The 23,058-nt window shown below is 64.8% G+C and carries 18 protein-coding genes and 1 pseudogene; 12 read left to right on the top strand and 7 right to left on the bottom strand.

The window, feature by feature from the left end; translation table 11 throughout:
- Positions 1-88: 88 nt before the first annotated feature.
- Complete coding sequence (locus tag LRX75_RS00900; protein WP_231811329.1) at positions 89-1,129, bottom strand: isopenicillin N synthase family dioxygenase; 1,041 nt, start codon at positions 1,127-1,129, stop codon at positions 89-91.
- A gap of 470 nt (positions 1,130-1,599) precedes the next feature.
- Between LRX75_RS00900 and LRX75_RS00895 the strand changes: the two genes are divergently transcribed.
- The 8 genes and pseudogenes from LRX75_RS00895 to LRX75_RS00860 all read left to right on the top strand — a co-directional run bounded on the left by LRX75_RS00895 (position 1,600) and on the right by LRX75_RS00860 (position 9,835).
- Positions 1,600-2,529 (top strand): TauD/TfdA dioxygenase family protein, encoded by a 930-nt coding sequence (locus tag LRX75_RS00895; RefSeq protein WP_231811328.1) that lies wholly within the window; start codon positions 1,600-1,602, stop codon positions 2,527-2,529.
- Between the two features lie 23 nt (positions 2,530-2,552).
- On the top strand, positions 2,553-3,632 hold the full coding sequence (locus LRX75_RS00890; RefSeq protein ID WP_231811327.1) for an ABC transporter substrate-binding protein: 1,080 nt from the start codon (positions 2,553-2,555) through the stop codon (positions 3,630-3,632).
- 64 nt (positions 3,633-3,696) lie between these two features.
- On the top strand, positions 3,697-4,521 hold the full coding sequence (locus LRX75_RS00885) for an ABC transporter permease (RefSeq protein WP_231811326.1): 825 nt from the start codon (positions 3,697-3,699) through the stop codon (positions 4,519-4,521).
- Complete coding sequence (locus LRX75_RS00880) at positions 4,511-5,299, top strand: ABC transporter permease (protein WP_231811325.1); 789 nt, start codon at positions 4,511-4,513, stop codon at positions 5,297-5,299. Before LRX75_RS00885 ends, LRX75_RS00880 begins: the two co-directional genes overlap by 11 nt.
- Positions 5,296-6,162, top strand: coding sequence for an ABC transporter ATP-binding protein (locus LRX75_RS00875; protein ID WP_231811324.1), 867 nt, complete (start codon positions 5,296-5,298; stop codon positions 6,160-6,162). The genes LRX75_RS00880 and LRX75_RS00875 overlap by 4 nt, the downstream gene beginning before the upstream one ends.
- Positions 6,159-7,516, top strand: a pseudogene (locus LRX75_RS00870) (LLM class flavin-dependent oxidoreductase). The gene LRX75_RS00875 and the pseudogene LRX75_RS00870 overlap by 4 nt, the downstream one beginning before the upstream one ends.
- Before the next feature lie 57 nt (positions 7,517-7,573).
- Entirely contained in the window at positions 7,574-8,446 is an 873-nt protein-coding gene (locus LRX75_RS00865) for a PhzF family phenazine biosynthesis protein (RefSeq protein WP_231811323.1), read from the top strand.
- Positions 8,447-8,752: 306 nt separating this feature from the next.
- Entirely contained in the window at positions 8,753-9,835 is a 1,083-nt protein-coding gene (locus tag LRX75_RS00860; protein ID WP_231811322.1) for an ROK family transcriptional regulator, read from the top strand.
- Here the strand turns inward: LRX75_RS00860 and LRX75_RS00855 are convergent.
- The 5 genes from LRX75_RS00855 to LRX75_RS00835 all read right to left on the bottom strand — a co-directional run bounded on the left by LRX75_RS00855 (position 9,801) and on the right by LRX75_RS00835 (position 17,345).
- The gene (locus tag LRX75_RS00855) at positions 9,801-11,036 is read right to left on the bottom strand and encodes an ROK family transcriptional regulator (RefSeq protein WP_231811321.1); all 1,236 of its coding nucleotides are present in this window, start codon (positions 11,034-11,036) and stop codon (positions 9,801-9,803) included. The two genes, LRX75_RS00860 and LRX75_RS00855, sit on opposite strands and share 35 nt — an antisense overlap.
- A gap of 112 nt (positions 11,037-11,148) precedes the next feature.
- Positions 11,149-14,178: an alpha-mannosidase gene (locus LRX75_RS00850; RefSeq protein WP_231811320.1), complete on the bottom strand. Its 3,030-nt coding sequence runs from the start codon at positions 14,176-14,178 to the stop codon at positions 11,149-11,151.
- Positions 14,179-14,211: 33 nt separating this feature from the next.
- On the bottom strand, positions 14,212-15,054 hold the full coding sequence (locus LRX75_RS00845; protein ID WP_231811319.1) for a carbohydrate ABC transporter permease: 843 nt from the start codon (positions 15,052-15,054) through the stop codon (positions 14,212-14,214).
- The gene (locus LRX75_RS00840) at positions 15,054-15,986 is read right to left on the bottom strand and encodes a carbohydrate ABC transporter permease (RefSeq protein WP_231811318.1); all 933 of its coding nucleotides are present in this window, start codon (positions 15,984-15,986) and stop codon (positions 15,054-15,056) included. The genes LRX75_RS00845 and LRX75_RS00840 overlap by 1 nt, the downstream gene beginning before the upstream one ends.
- A 63-nt stretch (positions 15,987-16,049) precedes the next feature.
- A complete protein-coding gene (locus tag LRX75_RS00835) occupies positions 16,050-17,345 on the bottom strand; it encodes an extracellular solute-binding protein (RefSeq protein WP_231811317.1) in 1,296 nt (431 codons plus the stop codon).
- Between the two features lie 237 nt (positions 17,346-17,582).
- Between LRX75_RS00835 and LRX75_RS00830 the strand changes: the two genes are divergently transcribed.
- Positions 17,583-18,605 (top strand): ABC transporter ATP-binding protein, encoded by a 1,023-nt coding sequence (locus tag LRX75_RS00830; protein ID WP_231811316.1) that lies wholly within the window; start codon positions 17,583-17,585, stop codon positions 18,603-18,605.
- A gap of 46 nt (positions 18,606-18,651) precedes the next feature.
- On the opposite strand, the gene LRX75_RS00825 is transcribed toward LRX75_RS00830, so the two are convergent.
- Positions 18,652-19,668: a LacI family DNA-binding transcriptional regulator gene (locus LRX75_RS00825; RefSeq protein ID WP_231811935.1), complete on the bottom strand. Its 1,017-nt coding sequence runs from the start codon at positions 19,666-19,668 to the stop codon at positions 18,652-18,654.
- 125 nt (positions 19,669-19,793) lie between these two features.
- Here LRX75_RS00825 and LRX75_RS00820 point away from each other — a divergent pair, with 125 nt between their 5' ends.
- From LRX75_RS00820 to LRX75_RS00810, 3 genes are all read left to right on the top strand, one after another.
- Positions 19,794-20,846, top strand: a complete 1,053-nt coding sequence (locus LRX75_RS00820; protein WP_338110264.1) for a Gfo/Idh/MocA family protein — start codon at positions 19,794-19,796, stop codon at positions 20,844-20,846.
- Entirely contained in the window at positions 20,843-21,745 is a 903-nt protein-coding gene (locus tag LRX75_RS00815; protein ID WP_231811314.1) for a sugar phosphate isomerase/epimerase family protein, read from the top strand. The genes LRX75_RS00820 and LRX75_RS00815 overlap by 4 nt, the downstream gene beginning before the upstream one ends.
- Before the next feature lie 62 nt (positions 21,746-21,807).
- A complete protein-coding gene (locus LRX75_RS00810; RefSeq protein ID WP_231811313.1) occupies positions 21,808-23,040 on the top strand; it encodes an ABC transporter substrate-binding protein in 1,233 nt (410 codons plus the stop codon).
- Positions 23,041-23,058: the final 18 nt, after the last annotated feature.

Here is a 23,058-nt window from a genome sequence, read left to right as displayed (position 1 = left end):
GTCGCGTTGGCGGAGCCGCCGCCGATGATTGATACGGTCCTCGCGGAACCGGGCCCGGCGCCCGCTTCCGCTCGCCAGACGCCAGACCTCAAGCGCGGGTGCCCGCCTCCAGCATGTGGATCAGGTCCGGATGGTGCCTGGCAGCGACATCCGGGTGCGAGCGCAGGCGGCTTTTCAGGTGGTTGATGCCGACCTCGCGGAAGATCGGGTTGAGGGGATCGGCGGTGATGCCGCGTTCGCCGCGCTTCAGCTCTTCCGGCAGCGGAATGACGGGGATCTTCGCGTCGTAGCGGGCGCCGAGAAAGAAGGCGACCGAGAAGCGTTCTGTGCCTTCCGGCGGCGTGACGACGCCATGCACGTCGGCGCGCACGAAGCCGTTGGTCGCCAGTTCCAGAAGCTCCCCGCTGTTGATGATGAAGGTTCCCGGCACAGGCGGGGCCTCGATCCAGACGCCCTCCTCGGTGCGGATGCGCAGGCCCGGCGTCGTGTCCTGCAGAAGCACGGTCACGAAGCCGCCATCCTTGTGGGCGCCAACGCCCTGATCGCTGCCCGCCGCATCCCGGCCCGGATAGCGGATGATCTTCAGAAGTTGCGAGGGCGAGGGTTCGTAGATCTCGGCAAAGGCGTTTTCCGGCTGACCGAGCGACAGGGCGATCGCCTTGAGAACATCGATGCCGATGCGGGTGACCTCCGCTTGGTAGCGCAGCAGCAGCGGCTTCAGGTCCGGCAGAGCCTCCGGCCACTGATTCGGGCCGTAAAGCCGGTTCCAGGGCGTCTGCGGACCCGCCTCTACCGGCTGACCCTCGGTATTGATATCGAGCTGCTCGCGCCAGTCCTGCTCGCCGCGCGTCCGCTCGTATCCGGCGCGATTGTATCCGCGAAAATGCGGCGACTTCACCATTTCGATCGCCAGCTTGTCCGCTTCCGGCAGCGCGAAGAAGCGCTTGGACGCCAACAGCACCTCGTCGATCAGGCTCTGCGGCACGCCATGCCCGGTCAGATAGAAGAAACCGTGGTCGTGCAAAACGCGCGTCAGATCACGAACGAAGCTCTCCCGCTCGGACGGCGTCCCGTAGAACCTCGAAAAGTCGATCGTCGGCAGGTGAACGGGCGTGGTGTGGATGGTCATGGTCTACTCCTCATAGAACGGGATCGGGCGCACGCGCGGCTGCGGGAGACGCCCTGAAGACCGCTGTGGGACGACCATTCAACGGCCAGCGGGGGCGTGAAGGCCGCCGCGAGGGGCGAGCGCGATCTGCGAACGGGCAAACCGCATCCGATGACGACAAGCGTATTGTCTACCCATTCGATAGCAAAGAAATTTATCCCATTCTTTCGCGCCGATCGGGAAAAGGTCGGCGCCGGAGAAAGGATGTTGCGTGCAGGGCGACGTGCATCGTCCGTTCTGCCGAAGGGCGAGAAACGAAAAAGACTTGTTTCGTTCAATCCCGAATAATTGGAATATTTTATCTATAGAAATTATAGATTATCTTGTTTCATCGGTCATCGACGTCGAGCGATGAGACGTTCAGTGCCCCGCTTTACCGCTGGGGCGGACGCGATGTGCTGTCCTTTACCCAGATCAACAGGAGTGATTTCATGAGCAATCCAGTCCTTGTCAACCAGACCATTCCGACCGCCGACATCCTGCCTCTCACCGGCCGCGTCGGCGCCGAAATCCGGGGTATCCGTCTCGGCGGAGACCTGTCGGATGCAACGGTCGCCGCCATCAACCAGCTTCTCCTGAAGCACAAGGTCATCTTCTTCCGCGGTCAGGATCATCTCGACGACCAGGAGCAGGAACTCTTCGCCCGCCGTCTGGGCGACCTCGTGCCCCATCCGACGCAGGGACCGGTGGCCGGCACAGCCTCGATCCTCAATCTCGATTCCAGCCGTGGTGGCGGCCGGGCGGACCAGTGGCACACGGACGTGACGTTCGTCGATGCCTATCCGAAGATCTCGGTCCTGCGCGGCGTGGTCATTCCGGCGGCGGGCGGCGATACGATCTGGTCCAACACGCATGCGGCCTATGAAAGCCTGCCGGCACCGCTGAAGTCGCTGGCCGATACGCTGTGGGCGGTTCACAGCAATGCCTACGACTATGCGGCCGTTCGCCCCCGCGCGACCGCCGACGAGAGGAAGCATTTCGAGGAGGTCTTCACCTCCACCGTCTACGAGACCGAACACCCCGTCGTGCGCGTCCATCCGGAGACCGGCGAGCGCTCGCTGTTGCTCGGCAATTTCGTCCAGCGCCTCGTCGGCCTGTCCAAGAGCGATTCCGCAAAGCTCTACGAGGTGTTCCAGTCCTATGTCACCGCGCCGGAAAACACCGTGCGCTGGCACTGGCAGGCCGGAGACGTCGCCATCTGGGACAATCGCGCCACCCAGCACTACGCCGTCAACGATTATGGCGACCAGCACCGCGTCGTGCGCCGCGCCACGGTCGATGGCGACATTCCGGCCAGCGTCGATGGCCGCCGCAGCGTGACGCATGTGAAGGCCGCCAAGCCTCCGGCGAAAGCCGCGTGAGCGCCGGGAGAGGGACCAGATCCATGAAACGTCTCATCGTAGCGGCGCTCGCCGCACTCGTCGCCACCGCCGCCTTTGCCGAGGACGTGACCATCCGCTTCGGCTATCCCGGCATCGGACTCGACAACCGGCAGTATTCGCAAGGGGACGCGACCTCCTACGGGCGGGCCCGCGCGTACATCGAAAAGGAGTTCGCCGCCGACAAGAACATCAAGATCGAGTGGACCTTCTTTCGCGGCGCAGGCCCCGCGCTCAACGAAGCGGTCGCAGCCAACCAGCTCGACTTCTTCCTTCTCGGCGACCTCCCGGCCATCGTCGGCCGTTCGCGGGGTCTCGACCACAAGTTTCTGTTCACGACGGGCCGGCACCAGCCGATCTATCTCGCCGTCCCCGCCGACAGCACCATCGCCTCCATCGACGACGTGAAGGGCAAGAAGGTCGCGCTGTTCAAGGGGACCAACCTGCAGCTGGCCACGGACCGCGTTCTCTCCACCCATGGCCTGACGGAAAAAGACGTCCGCTTCATCAATCTGGACACCAACGCGGCGGTGCCGGCGCTGACCTCCGGCAATGTGGACGCCGTCTTCGGCGGCCCGGAATATCTGGCGCTGGCCAAGAAGGGGATCGTCAAGATCGTCTACACCACCAAGGGCGACGATCCGACGCTCGGGCGAAACTCGTCCTATCTCGTGACGACCGCCTTCGAACAGGCGCATCCGGACCTGACGCAGCGCGTCGTCACCACTTTCGTCAAGGCGGCCGCCTTCGCCTCCGATCCCGCCAACACCGATGAGGTGTTCGAGGGCTGGTCTCTGTCGGGCTTCCCCAAGGAGACCTTCGTGGCCGATCTGCAAGGCGATACGCTCGCCAACCGGCTCAATCCGCTCATCGATGACTTCGTCGTCGCCCGCTACAAGGATCAGGCGGCCCGCGCGAAAGCCTATGGCCTGATCAAGGCCGACGTCGATGTCGATACGTGGCTGGAACCAAAATATCTGCAGCAGGCCCTGAAGGACCTGAAGCTCGAGACCTACTGGTCCAGCTTCGGCGCCGCCGGCGAGATCGTCAAGGCCGGCGATCTCGACCGGAAGCAGACCAACTGACGCGCATGGCCGGCCCGTGTCGCGACCGACACCGGCCGGCCCCTCTCTCACCGGGATGCCAAAGATGACCCTGACTGTTTCCGCCGCTCCCCCGACCGAGCGACGACCTTTCGCCGTGCTGGCCGTGCTCACCGACATCGCCTACGGCGTTTCGCTGCCGCTCGTTCTGCTGCTCGCCTGGGAAAGCTCGTCGCGCTTCGGCTGGCTGCCGCAGCAGATCCTGCCCGCGCCGCAGGTGGTCTGGGCCACCCTCGTCGACCTGTGGAGCGACGGATCGCTCGCCGATCACACGCTCCAGAGCCTGAAGCGCGTCGCCATCGGCTTTGCGACCGGTGCGCTTCTCGGTCTCCTCGCCGGTGCGGCGCTCGGTCTCCTGCCCCGCGTCCGGGCCTTCGTCTGGCCGGTCTTCTCCGCGATCGCGCAGGTGAACATGCTCGCCTGGCTGCCGCTGCTCGTTCTCTTCATCGGCATCGACGAGGAGCTGAAATATGTCAGCATCGCCTGGGCGACCGCGATACCGGTGATCCTTGCGACCACCCGCGCCATCACCGACGTGTCGCCGAAACTGCTGGAGCTTGGCCGCGTGCTCGATTTCACGCCGCTTCAGCGCGTCTCGAGCATCGTGCTGCCGGCTGCCCTGCCGTCGCTCTTCACCGGCCTTCGCGAGGGCTTGGCGTCGGCCTGGCAGAACATGGTGATCGTGGAACTGTTCGCCTCCTTCGAAGGGCTCGGTTACCTGATGGTCTGGGGACGCCAGCTGTTCCAGCTGGAAATCGTCATTGCCGCCATGATCGTCATCGCCGCGATCGGCCTCGCTCTCAACGCCTCGCTGGAATATCTCGAACGGTTCGTGCAGCCGTGGAAGACGGAGGCCGACCGTGAGCACTGAGACCTTGCCCCTGCAGCGCCTCACCCTTGTGACGCGGCATTGGCGTCCTGCCGCCGCCTTCGGCGCCCTTTTCCTCCTGTGGCTCGCCGCGTCGCGGTTCGCATGGATCGATCCGCACTTCCTGCCCTCGCCGCTTGCGGTCGCCACCCGGGCCGCAACGGAACTGACCGCCGGCACGCTGGCGCACGACCTCACCGAGAGCCTGCGCCGGAACCTCACGGGCTTTGCGCTCGGCACGGCGGCCGGCCTCTCTCTCGGGCTTGTGCTCGGCTTTTCCCGCACGGCCGAGCGGATCGTCGGCCCGACGCTTCTCGCCTTCCGCCAGATCGCGCTCTTTGCCTGGGTGCCGCTCCTGTCCGTCTGGTTCGGCGGGGCGGATGCCGGAAAGATCGCCTTCATTGCCGTCGCCGCCTTCCAGCCCGTCGTCATCAACACCTGGCGCGGCGTGCGCGCGCTGCACCCGGCCTACCGCGAACTGTCCGACGTGCTCCTGTTCAGCCGGCTCGATTTCGCCCGTCTGGTGGCCCTGCCCGGCGCCCTGCCGGCGATCTTCACCGGCCTTCATTCCGGCCTCATCTATGCCTGGCTCGCCACGCTCGGCTCGGAACTGTTCCTCAACGTCACGCCCGGCATCGGCGGACGCCTCAACGAGGCCAGCCAGCTGTTCGACATGGACCTCCTGGTCCTCGGCATCATCGTGCTGGCCGGGATCGGTCTTTTCTACAACACCTCCGCCCAATGGCTGGAGACTTGGCTTCTCAGGAGACGAACGCGATGAACCAGATCACTCCCGCATCCGCATTCCAGACGGCACCGCCCGCCCTTCAGATCCGCGGGCTCGACAAGAGTTTCACGGTCGCGGGCCGAACGCTGAAAGTGCTTGAAGACATCGACCTGTCCGTCCGCTCCGGCGAATTCGTCACGATCGTCGGCGCGTCCGGCTGCGGCAAATCCACCCTGCTGCGCCTGATCCTCGGTCTCGATCTCGATTATCAGGGCGCTGTTCTCGTCGATGGCGCACCGGTCCAGCGGCCGGGTCTCGACCGGTCGATCGTCTTTCAGGATCACCGCTTGCTGCCCTGGCTCACCGTCGAGGCGAATGTCGCGGCCGCGCTCCGGCGCAGTTCGCTGTCGCGGGCGCAGAAGCAGGCGGCGGTGCGCGAGCATCTCGACCTCGTGGGGCTGACGCCGTTCGCCCGGGCGTATCCCGCCCAGCTCTCGGGCGGCATGGCCCAGCGTGTCGCCATCGCCCGAGCGCTCGTCAACCGCCCGCGCTTCCTGCTTCTCGACGAACCGCTCGGCGCGCTCGATGCGCTGACGCGCCTCCGGCTGCAGGACGAACTGAAACGGATCGTCGAGCACGAGAAGACGACGGCCCTGCTCGTGACCCACGATGTCGACGAAGCCGTCCATCTCGGCCACCGGATCGTCGTGATGCAGCCCCATCCGGGCCGCATCGCCACCGTGCTCGCCATTCCGGAAGCGGCCCGACGGGACCGCTCGAGCCGGGCGTTCATCGCGCTGCGCGACGAGGTTCTCCGCCTTCTCGGCGTGAATACCGGCACCGGCGCGGAACCGCGACCCACAGGCGCGCCCGGAACGTTCGAAAAACGCGACCATCAGGAGAGGCAAGACGCATGACACACCGTTCCCAGCTGAAACTCGGCGCCTTTCTCATGTCGCCCGGCCACCATGTGGCAGCGTGGCGGCACGCGGACGCCACCGCCGATCTCGGCTCGAATTTCCGCGCCTATGCCGACATCGCCCGCAAGGCCGAGGCGGCGAAATTCGACCTCCTGTTCCTGGACGACAATCTGGCGGTCAAGGACCTCGATCCGGAGACCGGCGCGCGCTCGGCCCGGTCGGCCTTCTTCGAGCCGATCACTCTGCTCGCCGGTCTCGCCGCCCTGACGGAGCGCATCGGCCTGACGGCGACCGTTTCGACCACCTTCAACGAACCCTACACGCTCGCGCGCAAATTCGCCTCGCTGGACGTGCTGAGCGAGGGCCGTGCGGCCTGGAACCTCGTGACCTCCAATCTGGAGGTCGAGGCGCGCAATTACGGCACGGCGCCGCACCTGCTGCACGCGAAACGCTATGATCGCGCCGAGGAGTTCATCGACCTCGTCGTCACGCTCTGGAACAGCTTCGAGGACGATGCCTTCCGGCACGACAAGGCAAGCGGCATTTTCTACGATCCGGACAAGCTCCACGCCGCCAACCACACCGGCGCCCATTTCTCCGTTGCGGGTCCGCTCAATGTCCGCCGGTCGCCGCAGGGACAGCCCGTCATCGTGCAGGCCGGCTCCTCGGAGCCGGGCAAGGAGCTCGCGGCGCGCACGGCGGAGGTGGTCTTCACCGCGCAGAACACGCTGGAAGAGGCGCAGGCCTTCTACGCCGACCTCAAGGGCCGCATGGCCAAGTACGGGCGGGAACCGGACGAACTGAAGGTCATGCCCGGCATCTTCCCCGTCGTCGGCCGCAGCCGTGCGGAGGCGCAGGAGAAATTCGAGGAACTGCAGGACCTGATCCATCCGGCCGTCGGCATCCGCCTGCTCTCCGACATGATCGGCGGTTTCGACCTCTCGGCCTATCCCTCAACGGTCCGGTGCCCGACCTGCCGGAAACCAACGGCGGCAAAAGCCGCCAGCACCTGCTGTTCGAGATCGCCCGGCGCGACAAGCTGACGATCAACCAGCTTGCCAAGCGTATCGCCGGCGCGCGCGGCCACTGGCAGGTGGTGGGCACGGCCGAAGACATCGCCGACCAGCTCGAGGATCGCTTCGTCAACGGCGGCGCGGACGGTTTCAACATCATGCCGCCGACGCTGCCTGGCGGGCTCGATGATTTCATCGCATTTGTCGTGCCGGAACTGCGCAGGCGGGGACTGTTTCGCACCGAATATGAAGGCCGGACACTGCGCGAGAATCTCGGCCTTCCCAAAGCGAGACAATCGACGGCGCGGCTCGACCGCGGGCTGCAGGCCGCGGAATAGGCGGCCCGATCGTCTCCCCGTCGGAGAAGCAATCGCCGTCAGGAAAGGTAGCAGACCATGGTCGATCTGATCGCCGGCATCATCGATGTCTTTGCGGACGCGCCCTTGACGGGCAACCCGCTCGCCGTGGTGCAGGGCGCCGACGAGCTGAGCGACGAGACGATGCGACGGATCGCCGGCGAGTTCCAGCAGGCCGAGACGACCTTCATTCTGACGAGCACGCGCGCCGACCGGAAACTGCGATCCTTCACCGCCAGCGGTGCGGAAGTCTACGGCGCCGGGCACAATGCGTTCGGGGCATGGCTCTGGCTCGGCGCGCATGGCGATCTCGGATCGCTGGCGACCAAGCGGGTCTTTCATCAGGAAATCGGTCCGGAGGTGCTTCCCATCGAACTCGCGTCGATCGGCGGACGCGTCCACGGGTGGATGCGCCAGGGGCCGTTGCGCCTGTCGGAGCCGCTGAAGGACGTCGGGCCGCTGGCCGCTGCGCTCGGCCTCGAACAGGATGATTTTCTTCCCGAGCCGCCGCCCCGCCCTGCCGATACCGGAGCGGCCCATCTCATGGTGCGTGTCCGCAACGCGAAAACCGTCGACGCGGCGCGACCGGACGCCCGCGCATTGCTGGCCGTCCTCAAGGACACCGCTGCCGAGGGATGCTACATCTATGCGTTCGATCCCGCCGGTGCCGGAACGGCCTATGCCCGCTTCTTCAACCCGACCGTCGGCCTGTGGGAGGATGCCGCAACGGGAACGGCCGCCGGGCTCCTGGCAGCCTATCTCGCCACGACCGGCACACTGAAGACCGATGAACTGGCGATCGAACAGGGCACAAAAATGGGCCGCCGAAGCATTCTCAAGGTCCGGCTGACGCCGGTGCCGAACCTCTCCGGAACTGGCGTCGTGGTGCTGAAAGGCGTGCTGCGGGTCTAAGGCTGGGCGCATTTGCGGCAAGAGGGTAAGCCGTTATCCTTTTTTCCGACCGGATTGCACCAGCCTGCGGGCGCATTTCCGGACAAAAGCGTCCTGATCTCTTGCCGGGCGGCTTAGAACGTTGCAGGTTCGTGACGGGAGAAACGATCGGGTTTCGAACGACCGCTGCGTTGTTTGCGCAGAGGACGGATATCGGCACACGTAAAGAGACATGGATGAAATGCCCAACCAGGCGATTGGCAGAGGTCTCGCGGCGAGATCGCGGTGTCACTCGGCATCCTTGCCTGCCGGTGGAAGTCAAGGCGCATGAGGCGGGGCCCTAGGCTTGCGCGGCCGGAGACGAAAGCGCCGTCGGCGGGTGCGTCCGGCCCCGGCATGAGCCCGGGCGATATCGCAGACCATAATTCCCGGGTCGTCCTCAGCCTGCTCAGGACCTTCGGACCGCTGACGCGGCAGGAGCTTTCGGCGCGCCTTGGCCTGACCGAGCCGGCGGTGACCGGCATCATGAGCCGGCTCGATGCCCAAGGCTTGGTGCTGAAACGCAAGCGCGCCAGCAGCGCCCGCTACCATGCCGCAGAATTCGCGCTGCGACCGGGAGGCGCACTGGGTTTGGGGATTAGCCTGTCGGCAGACAAGCTCGATATGGCGCTGATCGATCTCTACGGCACGGTCGTTGCCGAGCAGGAGCTCAGCGGTGCGGATCTTGAAGCATGTCTTCCGGATGCCCTGTCATCCCTGCTTGACGCCAGCGATCACCGCGTACCGCTCGGCGTCGGGATCGCCGTCGCACCGGGATGCGCGCCACAGAGCGACAGCATCAGGCACCTGTTGACCGGCCGGACGACCTTCGTCATGCCGGATACGGAGGCATGCCTGACCGGCGAGCGCCTGCTGGGACTCGGCGAACCCGAAGGCGGGCTTGTGGTGGTGCTGATCGACGACACCGTGCGCGCCGGGCTCTTCATTGGCGGCAAGACCTTTCGCGGCATGAGCGGACGCGCGGGACAGATCGGCGAAATGCGGCCCGGCCGCCTGCATCCGAGCCTGACCGATGTCGCCAACCGCAGCGCCTATCTCCGGGCGCTTGAGGCGGGCCCCTCGGCCGTTGCCGCCTGGACCGAGACCGCGGCCAGCCGCCTGCTGGACGCCGTCGTCGCGATTGCGGGTTTTGTGTCGCCCGGCGCCCTCCTGCTCGGCGGTGCGCTGCCCGAGCCCGTGCTCGACAGTCTCATCGACCGCATGCAGGAACACCGCAACGAACAGGCAAGCACCTTCGTCGCCGCTCCGTGGATCCCGCCGATCCGGCGCGTTACGCTGGGCGGTCGCGGTGCCGTCATCGGCGCGGCGATGACGCCTATGATGGAATTGCTGCTCCCGCGAGCGGGCTGACGACGCCGTCGCGGGCTGACAAAGGCACGCGTTCCCGCTGGGCGGCCTCGGCCGTCGGCAGGGACAGTCTGTGGGCGAGCGGCATGGTCGCTGCCCCCAGTGCTGCGGCATCCTCCGAGCCTGCCGCGCGGTGCAAAGACGGCGGAGTGACACCGCGGCAGATAATCTCCTCGCGCGTGAACACCAGCAGTTCATCGATCATCCGCACAGGCAGGCGTCCCCCGATCAGAACGCCGTCTGGATCCACGACCATGCCGATATCGATGATGGCTTCGGCGAGCGTGATGCTGATCGCCCGCAGCCAAGCGCTGACGATCCTACGCGGCGCGCCGGTCAGCGCCGCCAGCTCGGCAGGGGTCGAAACATGAATGCCGTGCTGCTTTAGGTGGTCATAGAGGATGAACAGCGAGAACATCTCGCCGAGCGGCTGCGTCTTGCCGGCGCCCGGCCCCTCCTCAATCACGACCGGAAGCCAGCCGATTTCGCCGCCGAGGCCGCTCGCGCCCTTGTGGCGCATACCGTCGATGACGAGGCTGCCGCCTAGACACGCATTGACGAAGATGTAGAAGAAGCTGCTGATCTCCGTTCCGAAGCCGTATTCGATCTCGCCGAGGGCCGCGGCATTGGCATCGTTATCGATGAAGACAGGATGGCTAGTGACCCCGGCAAGCGCGCCGCGCACGTCGAAGCCACTCCAGCGGCCGTATGTGTCGGGACGGCCGATCACGGGAACCTCGCCCAGCCAGTCGGGGATGGCAAGACCGATGCCGGCAAGACGTGGCTCCTGGATGACCTTGCGCCGGAGAAAGGCAGAGACGGCATCCCCCATCAGCGTGACGAAGGTCTCCGGCATGAGAAACCGTTCCTCGTGATGGATGCGCCCGCGGACGGCGCCGGTTGCATCCACGGCAACGACGGTCAGGTGGTCGCGATCGATATTGGCGCCGATCGAAAAAACGCCCTCGGGGTCGATTTCCAGCTCGATGGCCGGCTGGCCGCGCAGCCCCTGCCGTCGGCGCGCCTCCATGACGAGGCCTTCGTCGAGAAGACGATCGACGATGCGGGTCACGGTCTGCTTGGTCAGCCGCGCGCGCTGCGCAAGTTCCGTGCGCGAGATCGGCGCCTCGCGATAGATGTCGCTGAGGATGGTGGCGCGGTTCTGGGCTGCCGCCTGTTCGCCGTTGGAGCCGGCAAAAGTCACGCAACGTCTCCCGTCATGTTGGACCGGCCGCGCCGGATGAAAAAGGCCTGCACATTTGACGATGCGCAGGCCAAGGTAGGCCAAAGTGGCCGGGGGAGGAAGGGTTGAGAGATCAGGTCCTTGTGAGGCGCCAGCTTTTGACTTCGAAGGGAAGAAGTCCGGCAGCCGCAACGCCCTCCATCGGCTCCTCAAGGATGGTCACCGGTCCACTCGTTGCCCAGCCCTCAGGCAGCGCAACGGCGAAGTCGCCGCGACGACCGGCCGGCTCGAAAACGCGCAGAACGAGATCGTCACCATCTTCGCTGGGCTTCAGGCCGGAGATTGCCGCATCGATGCCCTTGGGGGCAAGCGGCTGCCAGGAACCAACGGCCCGATCCGTGACGGGCAGAACCACGAGCGGCTGGTTCAGATCCTCGGCCTCCTCGCGCACGCCGCCTTCGTACCATGTGCCGGCATGCGGCATGAGCGCATAGGTAAAGGCCTGATGGCCTTCGTCCGCCATCGGGTCCGGGTAGATCGGCGAGCGCAGCAGCGAGAGGCCGAGCACGCTGCCGCGCATGCTGTGGCCGTACTTCGCGTCGTTGAGCAGGGCGACGCCAAAGTCCGGCTCCGACAGATCGACGAAACGGTGCGCGGGCGCCTCGAACATGGCCTCGTCCCAGGACGTGTTGGAGCCCGTCGGCCGTTCGAGCACGCCATAGGCGCATTCGCAGGTCGCATGCTTGCTCTTCACGGCAAGTTCGCTGAGGCTGCGCAGCATGACGCGCCGGTCGTGCCAGTCGATCTCCGTGTGGATATCCAGCCGGCGCGCATTGGCGCCGAGGCTCAATGTCTGGACGATGCGGGAATGGCGCCAGGTGCGCGCAATCCGGATTGCCACACGATGAGGACCTGTCTCGACGATCTCGATCGCATCGAAACCAGTGATCTCCTCGGCCTTCTCGATGTAGTCGTTCTCGACATCCCAGGCATCCCAGTTGCGCGGCTTGTCGGCCGTGTAGGCATAGAGCCGGTTGCCGCGCCCGTCGATCGCCTCGCGGCCGGTCGGCTTGTGGAGAATGCTGGCAATCGATCCGTCTTCGGCGAGCGTCACCCTGATTGTCGCATTCTCAAGGCTGTTTTTCGTGACCGTGAGGCCCGGTGCAGGCGCGAGTGCCGAGGCCGGTAGAACGGCGATACCAAGCGGCGGCAACATGCCGTCTGCCGAGACTGGGCCGTCAGGCAGGTCGAGACGGATCGCGCGTGGCGAAAGCGACGGATTGACGACGAGAACCGCTCCCGTTTCTGCGCCCGACGCGGCCGGCAGGCGGCCCGCAAGGGCGGCCATTGCCTGATCGAGCGCGGTCGTTCCATCGGCAATCGCGCCTTCGAGTTCGCGCACCGCATCGACATAAACCTCTGCGATGGAGGAGCCGGGCAGAATGTCGTGGAACTCGTTCTTAAGAACGACCCGCCATGTCGGCTCCAGGGAGGCCGGACGCGCCGCGCCCATCAGATGGGCAAGGCCGGCCACCGTTTCCGCCGTGATCAGCGTGCGCTCCGCTTTGCGATGCAAGCGCTTAACCGCGCTCTGGCTCGTCAGCGTCGCGCGATGAAGCTCCAGATAGATTTCGCCCTGCCAGACATGTAGCGCCTTTTCCTCAGCCGTCTCGTGCGCGCCGTCGAAGAAGTCTTCGACACGCATCCATTCCGCCTGCGGGATCGCCGGGAAGACGCGAAGCTGCTCCTCGCGCAGGACCATTTCGGGCGTCACGCCGCCGCCGCCATCGCCATATCCGACGCAGAGAAGCGTCGTCTCGTGCTTGTCCTTCTGGCGAAAATTCTTCCACGTCGGCACGAAGCAGTCAGGCCGCACGAAGCCGTTATAGCCCTGCATCGGGTTGTCGAAGGTGTGCGCCAGCACGCGGCTGCCGTCGATGCCTTCCCACCAGAAGAGATCCGCCGGAAAGCGGTTGGTCTCCGACCAGTTGACCTTGATCGTGAAGAAGCTGGTCATGCCGCCTTGTCGCAGGATCTGTGGCAGGGCACCGGTGAAGCCGAAGCAGTCGGGCAGCCAGCAGACGGTATGGCGCAGGCCGAAAGTCTTTTCGAAATAACGCTGGCCATAGAGCACCTGCCGCGACAGGCTTTCGCCGGTCGGCATGTTCGTGTCCGGCTCGATCCAGAGGCCGCCGACGGTCTCCCACTTGCCGGCTTTTACCTGCGCCTTCACGCGCTCTAGAAGATCCGGATCATCCTCCGCGATCTGTGCGTAATAATGCGCCGTGGACTGGTTGAAGCGGAAATCTTCCGATCCCTCCATCAGCGACAGGGCCGTGTGAAAAGTCCGGCGCATTTTGCGACGTGTTTCGTCGTAGGGCCACAGCCAGGCGAGGTCGATATGGGCGTGACCCGTGAGCGCGATCCTGCCCTGCGGCGGAAAGCGTTCGCGGAGGCCGGCAAGCCGTGCCATCAGTGCATCATAAGCCTCGATGACGCTGGCGCGATGATGGTCTTCCAAACCGTCGGGCTCGGCCTTCAGATCCGGCAGTTGCCAGATCTTTTGCTGCATCGGCGCTGCGGATGTGCGTGAAACGTAGTCGGCGGTGGCTGAAGGCCAGTCGAGCGAGCGTAACGCGTCTTCGCCTGCATCCAGCAGATGCGGCACGACGTCGTGACCTTCGAGAACTGTGATGGCTTCCGAGATCTGGCGGACGAGCAGCCAGAGCTTGTCCACGGATGGCTCCAGCCAGAGAAGTTCAGCGCGTTCCAGATGCGGCTTGCGCACGGGCTCGCCGAACGGCAGGCGGGCGACGGTTTCCGAGGTCACCGTGAATCGCGCGGCGGGAACGCCGAACTCGCGGTGGTAAGGGTCGAGACCGACTGTCTTCGACACGCCATCGCCCGAAGCGATGGTGATAAGGCTCTCGCCACCGAGGTCGAGATAAAGACGCGTGTCCTCTAGCGGCCAGCCTTCGGGCACGTCGGCTGCGCCCGAGAAGCGCTGCGCCTCCTGTATCTGCGGCCAGGCCGCGCCAAGGGCGATCGGCGTGTCGTTGAAGCGCCAGCCATCGATCTGCGCGGTCTTGCGGACGCGCCAGAATTCCAGCTCGGCCATGCGCACCTGGAAGCGCTCGAGACGTTGGGCAAGTGTGAGTGTCATGATCTTCAAGTCCTGGTCTGTGTCATGAAAGGATCAACCCTTGACCGCGCCGGCGGTCATCGCGCCGAGAATGAGGCGCTGGAGGGAAAGGAAGGCGATGATCGCCGGCACCACGGAGACGAGGCAGGCAGCGGCGAGCAACTGGATGGAACTGTCGTTCTGGGTACCGGCATACTGGAAGATGCCGACCCCGATGGGCGTAAGCGCTTCGCGGGTGATGAGCAGGAAGGGCACGAGGAACTGCGACCAGCCGGCAATGACCGAGATGATGAAGGCTGAGGCGATGCCGGGCGTCGACAGCGGCAGGATGACCCGCAAGAACACGCCCCACCGGTTGCACCCGTCGATCAGCGCCGCCTCATCAAGGCTTCTGGGGATGCCGTCGATGGAGCCCTTGAGGATCCACGTCACCGTGGGGACGGCGAGCGCGATATAGACCATGACGACGCCGAAATGGCTGTCGGTCAGGCCGATCCCCGCCATGTAGCGATAAAGCGGCACCATGATCACCAGCGGCGAGATCATCTGGACCGACAGGAGGGCCATCATCCAGCCGCCCTTGCCGCGAAACCTGAAGCGCGAGAAGGCATAGGCCGCGGGCAGCGCGACGAGGAGGCAGCCAATGGCGCTGAGGGACGACAGCTTCAGGGCATTCCAGAGATAGCCGAGGAACTTGTCGGAGGAGAGAATCATGGCAAAGTTGTCGAGCGTCGGCGCTTTCGGAATGAACCGGCTGACACCAAGAAAGACCTCCTTGCGGGTGCGCAGCGCCAGCGACAGGAGCCAGAGCAGCGGCCATGCGAAGAAGACGAAGATCACCAGCATGAACAGGTAACTGAGCGCGTCGCCCAGTCTCTCGCGGGATGCGGCGGACATCATTCCTCTCCCTTCGGCAGAAATACGGCATAGACCAATGCCAGGCCGAGGCTGATGGCCAGCATCAGGATCGACAGCACGGCGCCGACCGACAGGTCGTAGTTCCGGAAGACGATGTTGAACGTGTAGAGCGAGAGGACCTCGGTCGCCCGGCCGGGACCGCCGCCTGTCAGCGAGATGATCGCGTCGAACGTGTTCAGAGTCTGGATGGTGATCAGGATCATGTTGACGAGGATGGCGGCGCGAAGCTGTGGCAGCGTCACGTAGAACAGCCGCTGGCGGGCATTCGCGCCATCGACCGACGCCGCCTCATAGAGTACGGGATCGATCGCCTTCAGCGCGGCATACATGACGACCATGGAGAAGGCGGTGCCGCGCCAGACGTTGGAGAGGACCACCGACCACATGACGAGGTCGGGATCCGACAGCCATTGCACGGGGGCCGCCCCCACCAAGCGCAGGATGCTGTTCAGACCACCGAAGGGCGCTTCGTTGAAGAGCATTTTCCAGATAATGCCGCCCGCGATGCCCGGCACCACCCAGGCGACGAGCGCCGTGGTGCGCACGATCGTCGTTCCGAACAGGCCGCGCCCCTCCCCGCGCACCACCACGAGAGCGATGACGAGGCCGAGCAGCTGCTGGGCGACGACGCTCGAGCCGGTAAAGACGAAGGTGACCCAAAGGATCTGCCCGAGTTCCGGCCGCAACAGCGTGTCGATCAGTGTCGAAAGGGTATAAGTCCCGTCATTTGCCAAAAGCGTCGCTCGCATGAAGGCGAGCCGCATCACGTCGAAGACGGGGTAGAGGTAGAACAGCCCAAGCACAAGAATCAGCGGCAGCACCCAGGGCACCACACGCGGAGCAACGTGCCGGGTGCCGCGCGCAAGGCGCGCAGCCACATGCTGTTCGAAGGTTGCGTTCCGTACTGTCATGATCAAGCCGGCCTTTTGCGGGATGTGCGCGGCGCGGGGACCGACCCGCGCCGAACCGGGGTGCTAGAGGCGGCTGAACGCCGCGGTCGCTGCCTTGAAGGCTTCGTCCACCGCCGCATCCGTCGTCTCAGCGCCGGTGAGCACCTTGCCCATCATGATCTGGATCTGGTTGGAGATCTCGGGATAGACGGGCGCACCGGGACGCGCCTGCCCGACCTTCAGGGCCTCGCCAAACGCCTTGTTGGCGTCGCTCGAGAAGATCTTGTAGGTCGAATAGAAGTCGGCCCGCGTCGGCAGCTGTTCCTGCAGCTCGTTGGCTGGTCCCATGTAGATCTCGCGGGCAAGGTTTGCGCACATCTCAACCTTGGCCGGATCCTTGGAGAAGGCCGCGACCGTCCAGCCGCCGGTGCCGGTGGACCGCTCGTCCTTGGTCGGACCCGGCAGCCGCGAAAAGGTCCATTTGGCGAGCTCTTCCGGCTCCAGAACCGTCTTCAGCTGGCTGTACTGCCAGTTGCCGCCGACGAACAGGGCGGAGGTGCCGGCCGCGGCTGCCGCGTTGAAGTCGTCGTAATTACCGATCGTCGCCACGCGCTTGGGTGCCGCACCGGATTCGACGAGGTCGCGATAGTAGTTCACGGCCTTCACAAATTTCTCGCGGTTCTCGCCTTCGCCGAAGATTGGCTTGCCGGCATCGTCCACGAGCTTGCCGCCCTGACCCCAGAAGTTCGCCAGCCAATCGAAGGTCGTGCCCTCGTAGCGGCCGCCATTGAAAAGAATACCTTCCATGCCCTTCTCAACGGAGGCGAGCGCGGCCTTCTTCGTGTCGTCCCAGGTTTCGGGCGCATCCGGAATGACCTCGGTATTGCGATAGAGAACACGCAGGTCGGTCGACCACCACCAGGCATAGATCTGACCGTCGGCGCCGGTCACGCCTTCGCGGATGAACGGGAACAGCTGGTCGATCTCTTCTTTTTTGAAATAAGGCGAGAGCGACTGCAACACACCGGACTTCTTGAAGAGCGGCAGCACGAAGCTGTCGACGGCCGCGCAATCCGGCGCGTTGCCGGACTTGGCCTGTTCGAGCATGCGGGCCTGCTCCTGACTGATATCGCCGGACATCATCTGCAACTCGACCTGCCATCCTGCATGGTTAGCGACGAAGGCGTTGAAGAGCTTGCTGTAGCCTTCGGCCAGAACCGGATCGGTGTTACGTGGACCGTCGGAGGTCATGCGGAAGACGAGCTTGTTCGGCGCGTCCGCCGGACCGACGGTGTCGCCGGTGATCGTATCCTGCGCGAAAGCCGCAACCGGCAGCGCCATGGCGACGGCCGACAGGAGCATGAGAATTCTGGCGTTCATTGCGAATGTCCTCCCAAAGTTTTTGCACAGCCGCACCTCGTCTCGCCCCTGGCGATGCCGAGCGTGCGGCGACCTTCACATTCTCGTCTCGTGGCTGTCGTATGCCGCAGGCTTATCGCCCACCGCCTCCGCTCCCCCAATCGACCCTCCTCGCCTCCAACAACGATCTTCCCAGGTCGTGGAAATTAGATTAAATCACTTTTGTTTTGTGTCAAGCCACTGTGTCGGGAGGATGAGATGGCGCGTTTGGAACTGGAGGAGATCCGCAAGTCCTATGGGGCTCTGGAGGTGCTGCACGGCATTTCCGTTGCGGCGGAGGATGGTGAGTTTCTCGCTCTCGTCGGCCCGTCCGGCTGCGGGAAATCGACTTTGCTGCGCACGATCGCCGGGCTCGAAGCGATCACCTCTGGCGATATCCGCATCGAGGGCTTACGGGTCAACGACCTCGCACCGCGCGACCGCGATATCGCGATGGTGTTCCAGAACTATGCGCTCTATCCGCACATGACGGTCGAGTCCAACATGGGTTTCGCGCTGCGGCTTGCCGGTCTTGCCAAGGATGAGATCGGCAAGCGGGTGGCGTCGGCGGCCGAGATTCTGGATCTCACGCGCTATCTCGACCGCAAGCCCGTCGCGCTGTCCGGCGGTCAACGTCAGCGTGTCGCCATGGGTCGAGCCATCGTGCGCGCGCCAAAAATCTTCCTGTTCGACGAACCGCTGTCCAACCTCGACGCCAAGCTGCGCGTGCAAATGCGCGGGGAAATCCGCGAGCTGCAGCAAAGGCTTGCGACGACCACGGTCTATGTCACCCATGATCAGGTCGAGGCGATGACCATGGCCGACAAGATCGTCGTGATGAACGGCGGCAAGGTCGAACAGGTCGGGCATCCGCTCGACCTCTACCGCAAGCCCGCCAATATTTTCGTCGCGACCTTTATCGGTTCGCCGCAAATGAACCTGGTAACGGGACCCTTGGCAGATCGATACGGTTCAGAGACCATCGGCGTTCGGCCGGAGTACCTCGGCGTTCGCGCCGTGACCGATGCGGCTGGCGAAACGGGCGAAGACGGCTGGCGGGGGCGGGTCGCGGCCGCCGAATATCTCGGCAGCGACACGTTTCTCGTCGTGGAGATCGAAGGTGCCGGGCGCCTGCAGATCCGCACGCATGGCGGCCTTGTGCTGCCGGTCGGCCAGACGGTGATCGTGACGCCGGACGCGGCGTTTCTCTATCGCTTCGATCGCCAGGGTGTGGCGCTCTAGCCATTTCTCCGCCGCAGCGCTCCCCTCTCCGTCAGGTGCTTCCTGCCTAACCGCTATCGCCGTCGATCAGCGTCATCGGCCAGAGCTGGCGATGCGCGGCATTCGGGTAGAGGGCCGCATAGGCCGGCATGCTGGCGAGCAGCGTTTCGGCGAGCGCGATGCCGAGGTCCCGGAGCGACAGATCGAAACAGGTCAGTCGCGGCGAGAGATATCGGGCCTGCGGGCTGTGGAGGCCGATGACGGCGATGTCCTTGCCCGGCGTCAGGCCGGCGGCTTCCAGACCGTGGAACAGGCCGGTGACGCTGCCGTCGTTCAGCACCACGATGGCCGAGGGGCGATTGGAATGGCGCGCGAGATCCTGCCCGATGCGGTAGCCGCCCGCCTCGTTCGGCGCGGCGTTGAAGATCAGATCGTCCTCGAGCACCAGCCCGTGCTCTGCCAGCACGGCCCGGCAGCGTTCCAGAAAGACGTGACCGAGATTGAGATCGTCATGCGGGCGCAGAACCGCGATGCGGCGATGGCCGCGGGTCGCGAGCCGCGTCATCACCCTCGTCGCCATCCCCTCGAAGTCGAGATCGATGAAGGGTTGGCCGACATCCGTCAGGCTGCGGCCGAGGGACACGAACGGGATCTTGCGCCGGTCGAGCAGCGTGAAGCGATGATCGACCCGCCGCGTGGCCGACAGCATGATGCCATCGGCAAAACCGCGCGCCACGACCCGCTCCAGATAGGCATCCGGATCCTCTTCGGAGGAGCAGAGCAGGGCGACAAGGTCCAGCCCGTGCCGCGCGAAGACGGTCTGTACGCCGTCGAACACGCTCATGAAGAACGTATCCCCCTGCCCCGTGATCTCGTGGCCGGTCTGCATCATAAAGCCGATCACGCCGGTGGAGCCCTTCCGCAGCGCCCGGCCGGACTGGTTGGCGACGTAACCCAGCCGCTCGGCCGCCTCCAGAACCCGCCGTCGCGTGTCTTCGTTGACGTCCTTCTTCCCGTTCAGCGCGCGCGAAACCGTGCCGATCGAAATATCCAGATGCTCGGCCAGCTGCCGTATGCCCTTCACCACCACCGATGCCCCACCCTTCTCGTCCGACAAATCCTATTGACACGAACCACCGCCTGTCCATAGTATCGTAAACGTTTACGGAGATCGAAAGAGGAGTTTCGATCCCGTTCGGGAGGACTTCAGTGACAGCATACAAAGCCGTTTTATGCGGGTGCGGAGCTATGGCCAAAGGCTGGCTGCGCGCACTGGCCGCAGACCCGCTGCTCAAGGACCGGATCGAGATCGTCGGCCTCGTGGACCTTGACCGCGCCACGGCGGAAGCGCTGGCCGAGGCCTTCGGACTGACCGATGTCCCGATCGGAACGGACCTTCCCGCCATGCTGGAGGCAACGCGGCCGCAGCTCGTCTTCGACGTCGTCATACCCGTTGCCCGCCGCGCGGTCGTTTCGGCGGCTCTCGCGCACGGGTGCCATGTGCTCAGCGAGAAGCCGATGGCCACCTCGCTCGATGAGGCTCGGGATCTTCTGGATCTCGCCCGCAAGGCCGGCCGCATCCATGCCGTCGTGCAGAACCGCCGCTTCATTTCCGGTGTGCGCCGGATGAGGCGGCTGGTCGAGAGCGGGGCGATCGGCGAACTGACCGCCATCCATTGCGACTTTTTTCTCGCGCCGCATTTCGGCGGCTTCCGCGACGCGATGCACAATGTGCTGCTGCTCGACATGGCGATCCACACCTTCGACGCCGCCCGCTTCGTCTCCGGCAAGGTGCCGCTGTCGGTCTACTGCGTGGAAACCAACCCTGCAGGGTCCTGGTATGCGCATGGTGCCGCAGCCAATGCGATCTTCAAGCTCTCCGACGATGCCGTCTTCACCTATCGCGGCTCGTGGTGCGCGGAAGGCCGCCGCACGAGTTGGGAGAGCGAATGGCGGCTGGTCGGCGCGAAGGGCATGGCGACCTGGGACGGCGAGGAGGCGTTCGAGGTCACGGTCTCCGGCGACGAACCGGGCCTCCTGCACGGCGCGCGGTCACTGTCGATGCCGGAGGCGGCCGACGCGGCGGAAACGCAAGGGCATACCAGCGTCCTCCTCGACTTCATCCGTGCGATCGACACCGGCGGCGAGCCGGAGACGATCGGTCACGACAATATCAACAGCCTTTCCATGGTGTTCGGCGCCATCGAAAGCGCCCGGACCGGCCTTGCCGTCGATCTTTCAGCACAAGGACAGAACCTGTGACCAACCCCGCAAACGCCATCCGCGTCGGCACCATGATCAGTGCGAGCGCCGGCCAGGCGGCCACCCGCATCGGGCAGATCGCGGATCTCGGCTTCGAGAGCTTCGAACCCTTCTTCTGGCAGACGACCAACGGGCAGGATCTAACCGATCTCGGCAAGCGCTGCCGGGAGGCGATCGGCGATCGCGACATCACCATCTCCACGATCGGCATGTTCGGCAACCCTCTGGAGGAGGAGGAGCTCGACCTGCAGACGCTGCAGGGCTGGAAGGACTGCATCGACAACGCCCATCACTTCGGCGCCACCTGCGTCGCCGGTTTCACCGGCCGGGTTCGCGGCAAGCCGCTGCCCGAAAGCCTGCCCCGCTACAGGCACATCTGGAGCGAGCTTGGCCGGCGCGCCGCCGACAAGGGCGTGAAGATCGCCTTCGAGAACTGCGCCATGGATGGCAACTGGCAGACCGGCGACTGGAACATCGCACACAATCCGGATGCCTGGGAGCTGATGTTCAACGAGACGCCGGACGATCATATCGGGCTCGAATGGGAGCCCTGCCACCAGATGGTCTACCTGATCGACCCGCTGCCGCAGATCCGCAAATGGGCGTCCAAGATCTTCCATGTCCACGGCAAGGACGCGACGATCCGCTGGGACGTCATCCGGGAGCACGGCATCTTCGGCAAGGAAAAATTCGTGCTGATGCGCACGCCGGGCTTCGGCGACAGCAACTGGACCGACATCATCTCGGAGCTGCGCCTGGCCGGCTGGTCCGGCTCGATCGACATCGAAGGCTGGCACGATCCCGTCTATCGCGATGCGCTGGAGATGACCGGACAGGTGCACGGCCTGAACTATCTGAAACGGTGCCGGGGCGGAACCTTCGTCACCGACCCGCAGTGAGACGGCCGGGCGCCATGGAGGTTGGTGCCCGGAGGAAGACCCGTAAACACAAGGAGGAGAACATGACCATGAAAACCTGGCTTGCCGCCGGTGCTCTCGCACTGGCCACCGCATTCATGTCCGTTCCGGCCGCGCAGGCCGAGGACGTGAAGATCACCGTCTGGTCGCTCGACCGCGACATCCAGCCGGCGCCGAACCTGATCAAGGACTTCAATGCCTTGAAGAACGGCATCACGGTCGAATACCGCCAGATCCAGTTCGATGATGTCGTCAGCGAGGCCATGCGCGCCTATTCGACCGGTCAGGCGCCCGACATCATCGCGATCGACAATCCGGAACATGCTCTCTTCTCGTCGCGCGGCGCCTTCCTCGATCTCAGCGACAGGATCGCGGCATCGAGCGTGGTGAAGACCGCGAACTACTTCCCGGGCCCCCTTGCCTCCGTCATGTGGGACGGCAAGTCTTTCGGCATCCCCAAGGCCACCAACACGATCGCGCTCTACTACAACAAGGACATGTTCAAGGCGAAGGGGCTCGACCCGGACAAGCCGCCGCAGACATGGGCGGAGCTGCTGGATGCCGCGCGCAAGCTAAACGACCCGGCCAAGAACGTCTACGGTCTCGCCTTCTCGGCCAAGGCCAGCGAAGAGGGCACCTTCCAGTTCCTGCCCTGGGCGCAGATGGGTGGCGCATCCTACGAGGCGATCAACGCGCCGGGTGCCGTGAAGGCGCTCGATACCTGGAAGACCATCATGGACGAGAAGCTTGCGTCGCCCGATACGCTGACGCGTGGCCAGTGGGATTCGACCGGCACGTTCAACTCCGGCAATGCCGCCATGGTCATCTCGGGCCCGTGGGAGCTCGACCGGATGAGCACGGAGGCGAAATTCGACTGGGCGGTGACGCTCTTGCCCGTGCCGGAAGCGGGCGCCGAGCGCTCGTCCGCCATGGGCGACTTCAACTGGGCGATCTTCTCGACGACGCAGCACCCCGACGAAGCCTTCAAGGTGCTCGAGTATTTCGCCTCGCAGGACGATCGGATGTTCAAGGATTTCGGCCAGCTTCCAGCCCGCTCCGACATCGCCATTCCCCCGACGGGCAATGAGAAGAAGGATGCCGCACTGAAGGTGTTCGTCGAGCAGCTGAAATACGCCAAGCCGCGCGGCCCCCATCCGGAATGGCCAAAGATTTCCAAGGCCATCCAGGACGCCATCCAGGGCGCGCTGACCGGTCAGATGACGGCGCAGGACGCCCTCGATCAGGCGGCCGCGAAGATCAAGTCGGTTCTCGGCTAAGGGCTTCCTCCCGGAGAG

It is taken from the genome of Rhizobium quercicola (assembly GCF_021168455.1).
Classification (GTDB): Bacteria; Pseudomonadota; Alphaproteobacteria; order Rhizobiales; family Rhizobiaceae; genus Ferranicluibacter; species Ferranicluibacter quercicola.
The sequence above is the reverse complement of the archived record's forward strand: the minus strand, read 5'-3'. Positions and strand labels throughout refer to the sequence as shown.

Excerpts from the sequence above, each read along its gene's own strand:
- LRX75_RS00865 (WP_231811323.1), top strand. The coding sequence starts at position 7,574 with ATGGTCGATCTGATCGCCGGCATCATCGATGTCTTTGCGGACGCGCCC.
- LRX75_RS00875 (WP_231811324.1), top strand. The coding sequence starts at position 5,296 with ATGAACCAGATCACTCCCGCATCCGCATTCCAGACGGCACCGCCCGCC.
- LRX75_RS00850 (WP_231811320.1), bottom strand. The coding sequence starts at position 14,178 with ATGACACTCACACTTGCCCAACGTCTCGAGCGCTTCCAGGTGCGCATG.
- LRX75_RS00840 (WP_231811318.1), bottom strand. The coding sequence starts at position 15,986 with ATGACAGTACGGAACGCAACCTTCGAACAGCATGTGGCTGCGCGCCTT.
- LRX75_RS00885 (WP_231811326.1), top strand. The coding sequence starts at position 3,697 with ATGACCCTGACTGTTTCCGCCGCTCCCCCGACCGAGCGACGACCTTTC.
- LRX75_RS00810 (WP_231811313.1), top strand. The coding sequence starts at position 21,808 with ATGACCATGAAAACCTGGCTTGCCGCCGGTGCTCTCGCACTGGCCACC.
- LRX75_RS00895 (WP_231811328.1), top strand. The coding sequence starts at position 1,600 with ATGAGCAATCCAGTCCTTGTCAACCAGACCATTCCGACCGCCGACATC.
- LRX75_RS00890 (WP_231811327.1), top strand. The coding sequence starts at position 2,553 with ATGAAACGTCTCATCGTAGCGGCGCTCGCCGCACTCGTCGCCACCGCC.
- LRX75_RS00830 (WP_231811316.1), top strand. The coding sequence starts at position 17,583 with ATGGCGCGTTTGGAACTGGAGGAGATCCGCAAGTCCTATGGGGCTCTG.
- LRX75_RS00835 (WP_231811317.1), bottom strand. The coding sequence starts at position 17,345 with ATGAACGCCAGAATTCTCATGCTCCTGTCGGCCGTCGCCATGGCGCTG.
- LRX75_RS00845 (WP_231811319.1), bottom strand. The coding sequence starts at position 15,054 with ATGTCCGCCGCATCCCGCGAGAGACTGGGCGACGCGCTCAGTTACCTG.
- LRX75_RS00900 (WP_231811329.1), bottom strand. The coding sequence starts at position 1,129 with ATGACCATCCACACCACGCCCGTTCACCTGCCGACGATCGACTTTTCG.
- LRX75_RS00860 (WP_231811322.1), top strand. The coding sequence starts at position 8,753 with ATGAGGCGGGGCCCTAGGCTTGCGCGGCCGGAGACGAAAGCGCCGTCG.